Here is a 15,751-nt window from a genome sequence, read left to right as displayed (position 1 = left end):
GGAGAACATCATGAGACGTCTCGATATTTTACTCATCGGGCATAGCCAGGCCCTGACCGAACTGGCGATGGAGCTCGAACAACATGGTCATTCATTGGCGCGACTTGCGAATGTGGAAGAACCACCGCCAGGCCTATTTGATTTGCTGATCGACGATGCCAGCCTGCCATTTCGGGACTTCGGCAATGCGCCGCACCTGATGCTGCAAGTGGGTGTCGGGGTGCCGGGAGCTAGCGGGCTGCCACCGCTGGACCTGCTGTGCACGTACAACTCGACGCCGTTGAGTCGCGTGCCGGTCGCCGAAGAGTTGTCCGGCAACGGCCAGGCATTGCGCCTGCGAGCGGTGGCCGATCTGGTCGATCATGTGGCGCTGCTGGTCAGCCGCTTCTCCCGGGATGCCGACTATTTCCTGCAGGCCGAGCCGACGATTTCCGCGCACTTCGAACAGGTGGAAAACCTGCTGTTTTTAGAGCGCCTGGCCTTCGTCCACCGTCTCAACAACACGGCAGAACCACGACTGCTGCAACTTGGGCAGATCCCGATGATCGAGCGGCTTGAACAGCGCTTTATTCAGTCTGCCGAGCGTGCGGCGCTGAATATCGCCGGCACGTCGCTGAGCTATCGAGAACTGCACGCCCACAGCCGCGCCATCCAACAGCGATTGCAACCGTTGCTCGATCAGCATCAAGGGCCTCTGGTGGTCGGAGTCTGCCTGCCAAAATGCAGTGCGTTGTATGCGGGGATTCTGGCGATCCTCGGCAGCGGCGCGGTGTACCTGCCGCTGGAGCCCAGCCACCCGCTGCAACGTCAGCAGTACATTCTGGAAAACGCTGGGGCGGTGTTGTTGCTGCATGACGGAGAGCATCCACTCAGCAAGACGATGCCGGGGCTGGACATCAGCCGTATCGACAGCGGCGATGTGAACCTCGATCAACCCTTGATGCGCCAACGCCCCGATCTCGACGCGCCATGCATGGCGCTCTACACCTCGGGCACCACAGGTCACCCCAAAGGCGTGCTGCTCAGCCAGGCCAACCTCGCGCACTTCACCGCATGGTACGCCGACTACGTGCAGCTGACCGAACAGAGCCGGGCGTTGCAGTTTTCATCGTTGAGTTTCGACTCGTCACTGATCGATATCTTCCCGACCCTGCTGCAGGGCGCAGAGCTGATCGTGCCCAACGAGGACCAACGTCGCGACCCACTGCAACTGGTCGAGCTGATCCGCCACCAACAACTCAGCCATGCCTTTTTGCCGCCAGCCTTGCTGAGCATCCTGCCGCTGGATCAGTTGCAGGTCCTCGATCATGTGATGACCGGCGGCGATGTCTGCGAACCCTACGTAGTCCAGCAACTGACCCGCCAAGGCAATCTCTACAACCTCTATGGCCCGACCGAAGCCACGGTGCTGATCACCGCGCGGCAACTGCGTACCGGCGACAGCAACCGGACCCTCGGTGCACCGATTGCCAACAGTCAGGTGCTGATCCTTGATGAGGATTTGCAACCGGTGACCGAGCAAACCGTCGGTGAGTTGTACATCGTCGGCCCGGGGGTGTGCCTGGGTTACCTGAACAATCCGCAGCAGACTGCCGAACGCTATCTGAACCTGAGCCTGCCGAACGGCCATAGCCTGCGTGCCTACCGCTCCGGCGACATGGCCAAGTGGACCGCCGATGGTATCGAGCTGTGCGGACGACGAGACAATCAGGTGAAGATTCGCGGCTTTCGGGTCGAGCCGGAAGAGATCGAACGCTGCCTGCGCGACAGCCAGCTGTACCGTCAGGTGGCGGTGGTCATCGATTGTCATCGGCGGATTCTGGCCTTTCTCGCGCAACCCCAGGAAGCGCAACCCGGTGCCGCTCGCGAAGCCTTGAAAGCCCATGCGATGCAATTTTTGCCGGACTACATGCAGCCGATCGCCTGGACCGAGCTGGCAAGCATGCCGTTCGCCAGCAACGGCAAGGTCGACCGCAAAGCGCTGCTGGAATTGCCCGTCAACGTGACCGACAACAGCCCACGGTGTTTGCCCGCCAGCGCCGATGAAGCGCTGTTGTTGGAAATCTGGGCTGAGCTGCTGGAGCTGCCCGCCAGCGACATTTCCACCGACGAAAGCTTCTTCAACCTCGGCGGGCACTCGATTCTGCTGTCGCGCATGCTCCTGCGTTTGCGTGAGGAGTTCGGCCGCAGTATCTCGATCAACCGCTTCATCGAACTGCCGACGATTGCGAAGCTGGCGACGTTGGTGCGAGGCTCCGGGACCGAGGAAGTGTTGAGTGAAAAAGCCCTGGCCGATGCCTTCCGTGAACTGGACATCGAGCCGCTGCCGATCAGCCGAATGGGCGATGTGCACAAGGTGATCGTCACCGGCGCCAACAGCTTTGTCGGTGTGCATATCGTCGAAGCGCTGCTTGCCTGGGGCGCCAGCGAAGTAGCGTGCCTGGTGCGCGATGGCGGTGGGCAATCGGCGGCGCAACGCTTTGCAGATGCGTTGCGGGAAAACCGCCTGGAGCATCTGGACCTGAGCCGGGTGCAGGTTTACGCGGCAGACATCACTCGCCCGCAACTGGGGCTCAGCGAAGCGGTTTACGAACGGCTGGATCGAGAGTTCGGCGCACTGGTGCACAACGCCGCCAACGTCAATCACGTCCTCGATTACGAGTCGTTGGCGCGGGATAACGTCGAACCGATTTTCGAGTGTCTACGCCTGTGTGAAGGCCGCAGCAAGAAGATCTTCAACTTCGTCTCGACGCTCTCGGCGTCCAGCACGATTTCCGACGATGGCCGGGTGCTGGAGTTGCCCGCCGCGCAGACACCGCCGATCTACATCAAGAACGGCTACAACCTGTCCAAATGGGTCGGCGAGCGGATCCTCGAACGGGCGCGGGAACGTGGGGTTCGGGTCAATCTTTATCGCCCCGGCAACATCAGTTTCAACAGCCTCACCGGCGTCTGCCAGCCCCACAAGAATCGCCTGATGCTGATGCTCAAGGGCTCGATCCAGCTCGGTCAGGTACCGGAGTTCGCACTGAATTTCGACCTGATGCCGGTGGATTTTCTCGCCCGTTTCATCGCCTTCCATGCCAGCCGTTACCAGGCCGAAAAAGCGGTGTTCAACCTGCACAACCCCGAACCCCTGAGCTGGGACACCTATGTGGCTTCCTTTCGCGAAGCCGGTCGGGAGTTCTCGATGGTCAGCGTCGCCGACTGGCAGCAGCAATTGGGCCGGGTCGACAGTGATAACGCGCTGTTTGGCGTGCTGGGTTTCTACCTCAACGGCTTCGAGGAAGACATCGGCGACATCTCGATGATCGGCCACGACAACGCCCAGGCCGGTGTACGGCAGATGGGCGCGCACTACCCGGAAAAATCCCCGGCGCTGCTGCGACGCGGCTGCGACTACCTCAAAGAAATCAACTTCATCTGATTCACCCTAACCCCGCACGGAGCAAAAACCATGAATACTCTGCAACCCGATACCCTGATCAAAAACCCTCAAGGCTGCCACGTTGTGTCTTCGGTGGAAGTACCGGCCGACGCGGCGCAAGTCTGGACAGTAGTCGGCAATTTTGCCGGCTTCGACCGATTCATTCCGGCGCTGTCGCATATCGAGATGACCGGCGAAGGTGTGTCGTCGCTGCGCAAGAAGTTCTTTAAGGACGGCAACCTGGTGGTCGAGCAGCTCAACTCCCGCAACGACCAGGCGCTGAACATGACCTGGACCACGATCTACAACACCTTGGGCGTGGCCAATTTGTGGGCGTCGATGAGTGTGGAATCCCTGGGTACAGACAAGTCGCGGGCGACCTGGACGATCATCGCCGAACCGGCCCAGGGCGGCGCCGAGGCCCTGCCGGGGTTCAAGCAGTTCGTTCAGGGGTTTGCCGATGATGCGATGGGGAATGTGGTGAAGCTGTTTGTGTAGCGCTCCGGTTCAGCGGTGACTGATCTACCGCTTTCGCAGGCAAGCCTCGCTTCTACAGGTTAGCTCTTGTAGGAGCGAGGCTTGCACGCGAAGAACGATAACGCGATCGTACTGACCTCAATCAGATCTTGAAGCTATCAACCAGTTGCTTCAAACGATTGGCCTGCTGGGACAGTGCATCACAATCCTTCAATGTTTCATTGAGGTTGGCCACGCTCTGCTGGTTCAGCAGGTTGATCTGGTTGACGTCGACGTTGAGGGTTTCTACCACGGCCGTCTGCTCTTCGGTCGCCGCGGCCACCGATTGGTTCATGCCGTCGATTTCGCCGATGCGCTGGGTCACGCTGACCAGTCGCAGGCCGGCCTGGTTCGCCACTTCGACGCTCTGCTCGCTGGACACCTGACTGGCGTTCATCGTAGTCACCGCCTCGCGAGAACCGATCTGCAGCGAGCTGATCATCTTGTGGATTTCTTCCGCCGACTCCTGGGTGCGATGAGCCAGGTTGCGCACCTCATCCGCCACCACCGCAAAACCACGACCGGCCTCACCGGCACGGGCCGCTTCGATAGCCGCGTTGAGCGCCAACAGATTGGTCTGCTGGGAGATGCCTTTGATCACATCCAGAATGTGGCCGATGTTGTCGGTGCTCGCGTTCAGGGTTTCGATCTGCGTGCAGGACAGGCTGATTTTCTGCGACAGCTCGGTCATGGCCTGGATAGTTTGTTCCACCACCTGACGGCCGTCATCGGCCTGCTCGCTCGCGCCGCTGGCGTGTTGCGAAGCATCGGCGGCATTGCGGGCGATTTCCTGGGTGGCGGCGCCCAATTGGTTGATCGCCGCGGCCACGCTGTTGGTGCGGGCGCTTTGTTCGTCGGAGCCGATGATCGAGGCGTTGGACGATGCCATCACCCGTTGCGACAGATCATGAACCTGGCGGGTCGCCGAGGACACTTCGCAAATCGATGCGTGAATCCGCTCTACGAACTGGTTGAAGGAACCACCCAACTCGCCGAACTCGTCTTTGCTTTCTACGACCAGACGACGGGTCAGGTCGCCCTCGCCCTGAGCGATGTCCTGCATCGCACGGCCCATCGTGGTCAGCGGACGCATCAGCACGTTGATCAGCAAGCTCAGCAGCACGGCAATGGCCGTCACGGCGATGAACATCGCGATCAGCGCCGAGGTGCGGAACTGGCTCAGTGGTGCGTAGGCCTTGGCCTTGTCAATCGACAGACCGACGTACCACTCGGCATTCGGCAAACCGCTCACCGGCGTGAACGAAAGGATGCGGTCCTGTTTGTTCAGTACGACTTCCTGGATGCCTTTCTCGATGCGAACACTGGAACCCGGATAGATGTCTTTCAGGTTCTTCATCACTTGGTCTTTGTCCGGACTGACGATCACCTGACCGTCGGCACTGACCAGGAATGCGTGACCGATACCACCGAAGTCCACCGAGTTGATGATCTTCACCAGGGTTTCCAGGCTCAGGTCACCGCCGACCACGCCCAGCAGTTCGCTGTTCTTTTTCACCGGTATGGCAACGGTTACCACCAGCCCGCCGACCGCCGCCATATAAGGCGGGGTCAGCATGGTCTTGTCGGCGACCACGGCTTGTTTGTACCAGGGGCGCTGACGCGGGTCGTAGCCGTCCGGCATCTTCGCGTCAGGGCGCTGGGTGAACAAGCCATTGGCCTGCCCAACGTAGGTGAACTGGAAGTTCGAGGTGAGGGCCGGTTGATCGACCAGCCCCGGCAAGTCAGCATTGGCACCTTGATGGGCGACGTTCTGCGCGAGGTTTTCCAGGACCAGCACGCGGCCGCTCATCCAGTTCTGCACGCTGCTGGCAGTCAGGTCGCCGGCTTGCTCAACGGAGGACTCGATGTTTTGCCGAATGGTGTTTCGTTGCAGGTAGTCGTTGTACAAAGTGAACAACGCAAACGCCAGCACCACGACGCCTGAAGCGGCCAGCAGGATTTTATGGCTGAACTTGAGATTCATTTCATGGGACTTCTTATGCCAAAAGTGGGGATGCGTTCCGGGTTGCAACATTCCATGTAACAGCGCAGACGGCATTCTGAAGCCGCTCTACTTTGGTGCACGCATGTGTCATCAGTCTTTCGGCACGAGCGGGAGAAAACTTAAGGATTTGTACAAAACCCGTCAGATAACCGCCGAACGGCGTGCTAGGAGGGACGGATTATTGGGCTTACCGCACGTCATGATCGCGGTTGGGCGTTTTGGCTGTGGTGTATCGATGAGGGGGGATATATCTGATGCTACTGGCTCGAAGGAATAGCGAGATACGCAGACCTGGATTTGACCCGCTTCAGACTTAGACTTCTATAAGCCCAGAAAGACAAAACCCCTGTCTGCATAAGCAGACAGGGGTTTCGGAATTTAATCTTGACGATGACCTACTCTCACATGGGGAAACCCCACACTACCATCGGCGATGCATCGTTTCACTTCTGAGTTCGGGATGGGATCAGGTGGTTCCAATGCTCTATGGTCGTCAAGAAATTCTGTGACCAGCCCGTTACAGCGGTAACGTGCCAGCAAAATTGGTGACTTCTACTAAAACAAAACCCCTACCTGCGTACGCAGATAGGGGTTTCGGAATTTAATCTTGACGATGACCTACTCTCACATGGGGAAACCCCACACTACCATCGGCGATGCATCGTTTCACTGCTGAGTTCGGGATGGGATCAGGTGGTTCCAATGCTCTATGGTCGTCAAGAAATTCGGGTACCGAACCGTCTTTCGACGCTTCAGCAAATTGGGTATGCGATAGTTTGTGCGGCTTTTGTGAATGGTTGCGAACTTTCGGTTCATTGCGTCTTCACACACCGCAATCTGGTGTCCTTTCGGATCAACAAATTGCTTGGGTGTTATATGGTCAAGCCTCACGGGCAATTAGTATTGGTTAGCTCAACGCCTCACAGCGCTTACACACCCAACCTATCAACGTCGTAGTCTTCGACGGCCCTTCAGGGGACTCAAGGTCCCAGTGAGATCTCATCTTGAGGCTAGTTTCCCGCTTAGATGCTTTCAGCGGTTATCTATTCCGAACATAGCTACCCGGCAATGCCACTGGCGTGACAACCGGAACACCAGAGGTTCGTCCACTCCGGTCCTCTCGTACTAGGAGCAGCCCCTCTCAAATCTCAAACGTCCACGGCAGATAGGGACCGAACTGTCTCACGACGTTCTAAACCCAGCTCGCGTACCACTTTAAATGGCGAACAGCCATACCCTTGGGACCGGCTTCAGCCCCAGGATGTGATGAGCCGACATCGAGGTGCCAAACACCGCCGTCGATATGAACTCTTGGGCGGTATCAGCCTGTTATCCCCGGAGTACCTTTTATCCGTTGAGCGATGGCCCTTCCATACAGAACCACCGGATCACTAAGACCTACTTTCGTACCTGCTCGACGTGTCTGTCTCGCAGTCAAGCGCGCTTTTGCCTTTATACTCTACGACCGATTTCCGACCGGTCTGAGCGCACCTTCGTACTCCTCCGTTACTCTTTAGGAGGAGACCGCCCCAGTCAAACTACCCACCATACACTGTCCTCGATCCGGATAACGGACCTGAGTTAGAACCTCAAAGTTGCCAGGGTGGTATTTCAAGGATGGCTCCACGCGAACTGGCGTCCACGCTTCAAAGCCTCCCACCTATCCTACACAAGCAAATTCAAAGTCCAGTGCAAAGCTATAGTAAAGGTTCACGGGGTCTTTCCGTCTAGCCGCGGATACACTGCATCTTCACAGCGATTTCAATTTCACTGAGTCTCGGGTGGAGACAGCGCCGCCATCGTTACGCCATTCGTGCAGGTCGGAACTTACCCGACAAGGAATTTCGCTACCTTAGGACCGTTATAGTTACGGCCGCCGTTTACCGGGGCTTCGATCAAGAGCTTCGCGTTAGCTAACCCCATCAATTAACCTTCCGGCACCGGGCAGGCGTCACACCCTATACGTCCACTTTCGTGTTTGCAGAGTGCTGTGTTTTTAATAAACAGTCGCAGCGGCCTGGTATCTTCGACCGGCGTGGGCTTACGCAGCAAGTGCTTCACCCTCACCGGCGCACCTTCTCCCGAAGTTACGGTGCCATTTTGCCTAGTTCCTTCACCCGAGTTCTCTCAAGCGCCTTGGTATTCTCTACCCAACCACCTGTGTCGGTTTGGGGTACGGTTCCTGGTTACCTGAAGCTTAGAAGCTTTTCTTGGAAGCATGGCATCAACCACTTCGTGTTCTAAAAGAACACTCGTCATCAGCTCTCGGCCTTAGAATCCCGGATTTACCTAAGATTCCAGCCTACCACCTTAAACTTGGACAACCAACGCCAAGCTGGCCTAGCCTTCTCCGTCCCTCCATCGCAATAACCAGAAGTACAGGAATATTAACCTGTTTTCCATCGACTACGCTTTTCAGCCTCGCCTTAGGGACCGACTAACCCTGCGTCGATTAACGTTGCGCAGGAAACCTTGGTCTTTCGGCGTGGGTGTTTTTCACACCCATTGTCGTTACTCATGTCAGCATTCGCACTTCTGATACCTCCAGCAAGCTTCTCAACTCACCTTCACAGGCTTACAGAACGCTCCTCTACCGCATCACCTAAGTGATACCCGTAGCTTCGGTGTATGGTTTGAGCCCCGTTACATCTTCCGCGCAGGCCGACTCGACTAGTGAGCTATTACGCTTTCTTTAAAGGGTGGCTGCTTCTAAGCCAACCTCCTAGCTGTCTAAGCCTTCCCACATCGTTTCCCACTTAACCATAACTTTGGGACCTTAGCTGACGGTCTGGGTTGTTTCCCTTTTCACGACGGACGTTAGCACCCGCCGTGTGTCTCCCATGCTCGGCACTTGTAGGTATTCGGAGTTTGCATCGGTTTGGTAAGTCGGGATGACCCCCTAGCCGAAACAGTGCTCTACCCCCTACAGTGATACATGAGGCGCTACCTAAATAGCTTTCGAGGAGAACCAGCTATCTCCGAGCTTGATTAGCCTTTCACTCCGATCCACAGGTCATCCGCTAACTTTTCAACGGTAGTCGGTTCGGTCCTCCAGTCAGTGTTACCTAACCTTCAACCTGCCCATGGATAGATCGCCCGGTTTCGGGTCTATTCCCAGCGACTAGACGCCCTATTAAGACTCGCTTTCGCTACGCCTCCCCTATTCGGTTAAGCTCGCCACTGAAAATAAGTCGCTGACCCATTATACAAAAGGTACGCAGTCACCCAACAAAGTGGGCTCCCACTGCTTGTACGCATACGGTTTCAGGATCTATTTCACTCCCCTCTCCGGGGTTCTTTTCGCCTTTCCCTCACGGTACTAGTTCACTATCGGTCAGTCAGTAGTATTTAGCCTTGGAGGATGGTCCCCCCATATTCAGACAAAGTTTCTCGTGCTCCGTCCTACTCGATTTCATGGCCAAGAGATTTTCGCGTACAGGGCTATCACCCACTATGGCCGCACTTTCCAGAGCGTTCCGCTAATCTCAAAGCCACTTAAGGGCTAGTCCCCGTTCGCTCGCCACTACTAAGGGAATCTCGGTTGATTTCTTTTCCTCAGGGTACTTAGATGTTTCAGTTCCCCTGGTTCGCCTCTTGCACCTATGTATTCAGTACAAGATAACCATCTTATGATGGCTGGGTTCCCCCATTCAGACATCTCCGGATCAAAGTCTGTTTGCCGACTCCCCGAAGCTTTTCGCAGGCTACCACGTCTTTCATCGCCTCTGACTGCCAAGGCATCCACCGTATGCGCTTCTTCACTTGACCATATAACCCCAAGCAATCTGGTTATACTGTGAAGACGACATTCGCCGAAAATTCGCATGTGCTCAAAGAGCAACTCACAAATTTTACCTTAGCCTGATCCGTTACCAGTGAAAGTAACGTTCAGTCTATCTTTCTATCACATACCCAAATTTTTAAAGAACGATCTAATCAAAAGACTAGAAATCAATATTCACAGCGGAATATTCATTTCTAAGCTTTAACGATTCAAGGCCACCTCACATGGTCAGCCTATCGTCTTCTTCAATGAATCAAGCAATTCGTGTGGGAACTTATGGAGCAGCTGATGTCGTCGATTAAGGAGGTGATCCAGCCGCAGGTTCCCCTACGGCTACCTTGTTACGACTTCACCCCAGTCATGAATCACACCGTGGTAACCGTCCCCCCGAAGGTTAGACTAGCTACTTCTGGTGCAACCCACTCCCATGGTGTGACGGGCGGTGTGTACAAGGCCCGGGAACGTATTCACCGCGACATTCTGATTCGCGATTACTAGCGATTCCGACTTCACGCAGTCGAGTTGCAGACTGCGATCCGGACTACGATCGGTTTTGTGGGATTAGCTCCACCTCGCGGCTTGGCAACCCTCTGTACCGACCATTGTAGCACGTGTGTAGCCCAGGCCGTAAGGGCCATGATGACTTGACGTCATCCCCACCTTCCTCCGGTTTGTCACCGGCAGTCTCCTTAGAGTGCCCACCATTACGTGCTGGTAACTAAGGACAAGGGTTGCGCTCGTTACGGACTTAACCCAACATCTCACGACACGAGCTGACGACAGCCATGCAGCACCTGTCTCAATGCTCCCGAAGGCACCAATCCATCTCTGGAAAGTTCATTGGATGTCAAGGCCTGGTAAGGTTCTTCGCGTTGCTTCGAATTAAACCACATGCTCCACCGCTTGTGCGGGCCCCCGTCAATTCATTTGAGTTTTAACCTTGCGGCCGTACTCCCCAGGCGGTCAACTTAATGCGTTAGCTGCGCCACTAAGAGCTCAAGGCTCCCAACGGCTAGTTGACATCGTTTACGGCGTGGACTACCAGGGTATCTAATCCTGTTTGCTCCCACGCTTTCGCACCTCAGTGTCAGTATCAGTCCAGGTGGTCGCCTTCGAGGTGTTCCTATCTACGCATTTCACCGCTACACAGGAAATTCCACCACCCTCTACCATACTCGCTCGACAGTTTTGAATGCAGTTCCCAGGTTGAGCCGGGGATTTCACATCCAACTTAACGAACCCTACGCGCGCTTACGCCCAGTAATTCCGATAACGCTGCACCCTGTATTACCGCGGCTGCTGGCACAGAGTTAGCCGGTGCTTATTCTGTCGGTAACGTCAAAACAATTACGTATTAGGTAACTGCCCTTCCTCCCAACTTAAAGTGCTTTACAATCCGAAGACCTTCTTCACACACGCGGCATGGCTGGATCAGGCTTTCGCCCATTGTCCAATATTCCCCACTGCTGCCTCCCGTAGGAGTCTGGACCGTGTCTCAGTTCCAGTGTGACTGATCATCCTCTCAGACCAGTTACGGATCGTCGCCTTGGTGAGCCATTACCTCACCAACTAGCTAATCCGACCTAGGCTCATCTGATAGCGCAAGGCCCGAAGGTCCCCTGCTTTCTCCCGTAGGACGTATGCGGTATTAGCGTTCGTTTCCGAACGTTATCCCCCACTACCAGGCAGATTCCTAGGCATTACTCACCCGTCCGCCGCTCGCCACCAGGTACAAGTACCCGTGCTGCCGCTCGACTTGCATGTGTTAGGCCTGCCGCCAGCGTTCAATCTGAGCCATGATCAAACTCTTCAGTTCAAACATCTTTGGGTTTTTAAGAAACCCTAAACTTGGCTCAGCAATCGTTGGTTACATCTTTGATTTCTCGCGGAGTAACTTGTGATGCTGATAATCTTGTTGACTATCAGTCTGACTCCACAAGCACCCACACGAATTGCTTGATTCAGTTGTTAAAGAGCGGTTGGTTAAGAGCTTTCGTCTCAACCGAGGCGCGCATTCTACAGCAGCCTCTGTTGCTGTCAAGCGGTTATTTTCAGAAGTTTTCAAAGTTTCCCGTAAGAAACATCAGCAACTTCAACCACTTGCGCTTCCGATCTCTCGTTAGCGGGAGGCGAATTCTACAGCGTTAGTCGCTGCTGTCAACACCTCTTTTTCTCCGCTTTCGACCGAGAAGATCGAATCGTTAATAAGGCGACAACATCCTGCCTTACCAACTCCTTCTGGCCTCGATGAACTGAAGCGTAATCGCTGTCGAAAACTACGTAACTCGTTGTTTACCAAGGAGTTTTCCGTTTCGACTGCGCCGGAAGTGGGGCGAATTATAGACGTCCAGAATCTGCCGTCAACCTCTAATTTGGCTTTTCTATCAATAGCTTGCAGAAAGCCGGAAAACCGCCCGCTTTCCTTCTATAGAGGAGAGCAAAACCACTCCCTCTATAATAGAAGAGGACTTCAGAGCACCCCCGCCTCTTTGAAAGCAGCGACTGCACCGGCATCCAGACCCAATACCCGCTGCAAAACCTCCAGCGTGTGCTCACCCAGTAAAGGAGGTGCGCTACGGTACTCCACTGGCGTCTCGGACAGGCGTATCGGGCTCGCAACTTGCGGTACGATCCCGGCCAAAGCATGAGGCAGCTCAATAGCCAACCCACGAGCCTGAACCTGAGGGTCGGCAAACACCTGGGCCAGGTCATTGATCGGCCCACACGGCACGCCTGCCTGCTCCAACTGCGTCACCCATTCAGCAGTGGTCTTGAACACGGTCGCCTGACGGATCAGCGGGATCAGCACCGCCCGATTTACCACCCTTAACTTATTGGTCGCAAAACGCGGATCATCCGCCCACTGAGGCTGCCCGGCCACCTCCGCAAATTTGCGGAACTGCCCATCATTACCCACGGTGAGGATGAAGTCGCCATCGGCTGTAGGAAAGTCCTGATAAGGCACGATGTTCGGATGGGCGTTGCCCAGGCGCTTAGGCGCAATGCCCGTCGTCAGGTAGTTCATCGCCTGGTTCGCCAGACACGCCACCTGAACGTCCAGCAATGCCATATCAATGTGCTGACCGCCACCGCCATGATCCCGATGACCCAGCGCAGCCAGGATCGCTACCGTTGAATAGAGCCCAGTCAGAATGTCTGTCAGCGCCACGCCGACTTTCACCGGGCCCGCACCTTCATCTCCTTCGGGGCGACCGGTCAAACTCATCAGACCGCCCAAGCCCTGGATCATGAAGTCATAACCCGCACGCTTGGCATACGGGCCGGTCTGACCGAACCCGGTGATCGAGCAATAGATCAGCTTCGGATTGGCCACCTTTAGCGACTCGTAGTCCAGCCCATATGCCGCAAGACCACCGACCTTGAAGTTCTCGATGAGGATATCCGACTTCGCCGCCAACTCACGCACCAGCCGCTGCCCCTCTGGTCGCGTGAAGTCGATGGTCACCGATTGCTTGTTGCGGTTGGCGGACAAGTAATAGGCCGCCTCGCTGGTGTTCTCGCCATACGCGTCTTTAAGGAACGGAGGCCCCCAGGCACGCGTGTCATCGCCATTGCCCGGGCGCTCGACCTTGATGACGTCAGCGCCAAGGTCCGCAAGGATCTGCCCGGCCCAAGGCCCGGCGAGCACCCGCGACAAATCCAGTACCCGTAGATGCGAAAGCGCGCCCATGGCCGTTCTCCTATTAATAGAACGCCTGGAGGCCGGTCTGCGCGCGACCGAGGATCAACGCATGGACGTCATGCGTACCTTCATAGGTATTCACCACTTCCAGGTTGACCAGGTGGCGAGCGACACCGAACTCATCGGAGATACCGTTGCCACCCAGCATGTCGCGCGCCATGCGGGCGATGTCGAGGGACTTGCCGCAGGAGTTGCGCTTCATCATCGAAGTGATCTCGACCGCGGCAGTCCCTTCATCTTTCATGCGCCCCAGACGCAGGCAGCCTTGCAGCGCCAAAGTGATTTCGGTCTGCATGTCGGCCAGCTTCTTCTGGATCAACTGAGTGGCCGCCAATGGACGACCAAACTGCTGACGATCCAGGGTGTACTGGCGAGCGGTGTGCCAGCAGAACTCGGCAGCGCCCAGTGCGCCCCAGGAAATGCCGTAACGCGCCGAGTTAAGGCAGGTAAAAGGGCCTTTCAAACCACGGACATCCGGGAAGATGTTCTCTTCAGGAACAAACACGTTGTCCATGACGATCTCGCCGGTGATGGATGCACGCAAGCCGACCTTGCCATGAATCGCCGGAGCGCTCAGACCTTTCCAGCCCTTCTCGAGCACAAAGCCACGAATGTCGCCCGCATCGTCCTTGGCCCAAACCACGAATACATCAGCGATCGGACTGTTGGTAATCCACATCTTGCTGCCGGTGAGGCTGTAGCCACCTTCCACTTTGCGTGCACGAGTAATCATCGCGCCCGGGTCTGAGCCGTGGTTGGGCTCGGTCAGACCGAAGCAACCAATCCATTCACCCGTGGCCAGCTTCGGCAGGTATTTCTGCTTCTGTGCTTCGGTGCCGAATTCATTGATCGGAACCATGACCAGCGAAGACTGCACACTCATCATCGAGCGATAGCCGGAGTCGACACGCTCGACCTCACGGGCAATCAGGCCGTAGCTGACATAGTTCAGGCCGCTGCCACCGTATTGCTCAGGGATGGTCGCACCCAGCAGACCCACCTCACCCATCTCACGGAAGATCGCCGGGTCAGTCTTCTCATGACGGAAAGCTTCGAGAACACGCGGTGCGAGCTTCTGCTGAGCAAACTGCTCGGCCGTGTCGCGAATCATGCGTTCTTCTTCAGTGAGCTGTTGATCCAGCAACAGGGGATCGATCCAGTTGAAGCTAACTTTACCGCCCATGAGTGAGTCCTCTCGAATCGGGTCAAATAACGTGGATTGATCCTAGGCCGGGTTCGGCGTCCCGGCAAACGAGGTTTTCGCATACTGTTGTGCTAATTTCTCACTTCGAAACGTTGCAAAATCGCCTTTATGCAATGCATTAGTGAGGTTGACGTACATGCGCAGGAAGATCCCCAGCACAACAGCCCTGATCAGCTTTGAAGCGGCAGCGCGCCACGAGAGCTTTACCAAGGCTGCCCAGGAGCTTTCTCTCACTCAGGGAGCGATTTGCCGACAGATAGCCAGTCTCGAGGAGTTCCTCAATGTCGAGCTTTTCCGGCGTTCACGGCGTGGAGTGAAGCTGACAGAAGCCGGGCTTTCCTACAGCCGCAGGGTGGCCACCCAACTCGACGCGGTTGAACGGGACACTTTGTCAGTGATGGGCCAGCAAGGCGCCAACTCGATCGAACTGGCGGTAGTTCCGACCTTCGGCACTCAATGGCTGCTGCCACGACTCAAGGATTTCCAACACAAACACCCGGAGGTGACGGTCAACCTCACCAACCGTACGCGCCCCTTCCTGTTTGCCGACACCGACTTCGATGCCGCCATTTATTTCGGCGACGCCGACTGGCCAGGTACCGAATCCCACAGGTTAATGGGCGAGAACCCGATGCCGGTGTGCAGCCCCATGCTGCTGGGCCAAAAAACCAACCTGAGCCCCGGTGAAATCGCCGAGTTGCCCTTGCTGCAACAGACCACTCGCCCTTATGCCTGGCGCCAATGGTTCAACTCCCAGAACCTGAATATCCCGCGAGACATGACAGGACCGCGTTACGAGCTATTCTCCATGCTCGCCCAGGCAGCGATGCATGACATGGGGATCGCGCTGATTCCGCCATTCCTGATTCAACGCGAATTGGCGGAGAAGCGTCTGGTCATTGCCAATACCCAAGCACTATCGAGCATCAAGGCCTACTACCTGATGATTCCTGATCGAAAGGTCGAATCAGCCTCTTTGAAAGCTTTTCGCGATTGGCTGGTGAATCAGGCACACAGCTACAACCTAGAAGGATAAAGGCTCACACCCATTAGTTGACCGCGTAGTCAGCAAAACAAAAGCACTACAGATATAAGTATTTGTCGCATATTGA

Annotated in this window: 6 protein-coding genes and 4 rRNA genes; 3 read left to right on the top strand and 7 right to left on the bottom strand. The window is 56.0% G+C overall.

Features of this window, described 5'->3' with window-relative positions; translation table 11 throughout:
- The first annotated feature begins 10 nt into the window (after positions 1-10).
- Both PSH69_RS00610 and PSH69_RS00605 read left to right on the top strand, forming a co-directional pair.
- Positions 11-3,427: a non-ribosomal peptide synthetase gene (locus PSH69_RS00610; RefSeq protein ID WP_305410715.1), complete on the top strand. Its 3,417-nt coding sequence runs from the start codon at positions 11-13 to the stop codon at positions 3,425-3,427.
- Between the two features lie 30 nt (positions 3,428-3,457).
- Positions 3,458-3,925, top strand: a complete 468-nt coding sequence (locus tag PSH69_RS00605) for an SRPBCC family protein (protein ID WP_305410714.1) — start codon at positions 3,458-3,460, stop codon at positions 3,923-3,925.
- Positions 3,926-4,046: 121 nt separating this feature from the next.
- On the opposite strand, the gene PSH69_RS00600 is transcribed toward PSH69_RS00605, so the two are convergent.
- The 7 genes from PSH69_RS00600 to PSH69_RS00570 all read right to left on the bottom strand — a co-directional run bounded on the left by PSH69_RS00600 (position 4,047) and on the right by PSH69_RS00570 (position 14,618).
- Positions 4,047-5,927: a methyl-accepting chemotaxis protein gene (locus tag PSH69_RS00600; RefSeq protein WP_064615719.1), complete on the bottom strand. Its 1,881-nt coding sequence runs from the start codon at positions 5,925-5,927 to the stop codon at positions 4,047-4,049.
- Positions 5,928-6,330: 403 nt separating this feature from the next.
- Positions 6,331-6,446 (bottom strand): 5S ribosomal RNA (gene rrf, locus PSH69_RS00595).
- Between the two features lie 107 nt (positions 6,447-6,553).
- Positions 6,554-6,669, bottom strand: a 5S ribosomal RNA gene (rrf, locus tag PSH69_RS00590).
- 155 nt (positions 6,670-6,824) lie between these two features.
- Positions 6,825-9,716, bottom strand: a 23S ribosomal RNA gene (locus PSH69_RS00585).
- Positions 9,717-10,031: 315 nt separating this feature from the next.
- Positions 10,032-11,548: ribosomal RNA gene (locus tag PSH69_RS00580) — 16S ribosomal RNA — on the bottom strand.
- Together the 16S, 23S and 5S rRNA genes form the textbook arrangement of a ribosomal RNA operon.
- A 654-nt stretch (positions 11,549-12,202) precedes the next feature.
- Positions 12,203-13,423 carry a CaiB/BaiF CoA-transferase family protein gene (locus PSH69_RS00575; protein WP_305410713.1) on the bottom strand — a complete coding sequence of 407 codons (1,221 nt, stop codon included), beginning with the start codon at positions 13,421-13,423 and terminating at the stop codon, positions 12,203-12,205.
- 13 nt (positions 13,424-13,436) lie between these two features.
- Positions 13,437-14,618, bottom strand: coding sequence for an acyl-CoA dehydrogenase (locus PSH69_RS00570; protein ID WP_305410712.1), 1,182 nt, complete (start codon positions 14,616-14,618; stop codon positions 13,437-13,439).
- A gap of 157 nt (positions 14,619-14,775) precedes the next feature.
- Between PSH69_RS00570 and PSH69_RS00565 the strand changes: the two genes are divergently transcribed.
- Complete coding sequence (locus PSH69_RS00565) at positions 14,776-15,675, top strand: LysR family transcriptional regulator (RefSeq protein WP_305410711.1); 900 nt, start codon at positions 14,776-14,778, stop codon at positions 15,673-15,675.
- Positions 15,676-15,751: the final 76 nt, after the last annotated feature.

It is taken from the genome of Pseudomonas sp. FP1740, from assembly GCF_030687165.1.
Lineage (GTDB): Bacteria > Pseudomonadota > Gammaproteobacteria > Pseudomonadales > Pseudomonadaceae > Aquipseudomonas.
Note: the sequence above shows the minus strand (reverse complement) of the source record. Positions and strands in the feature narration are given on the sequence as shown.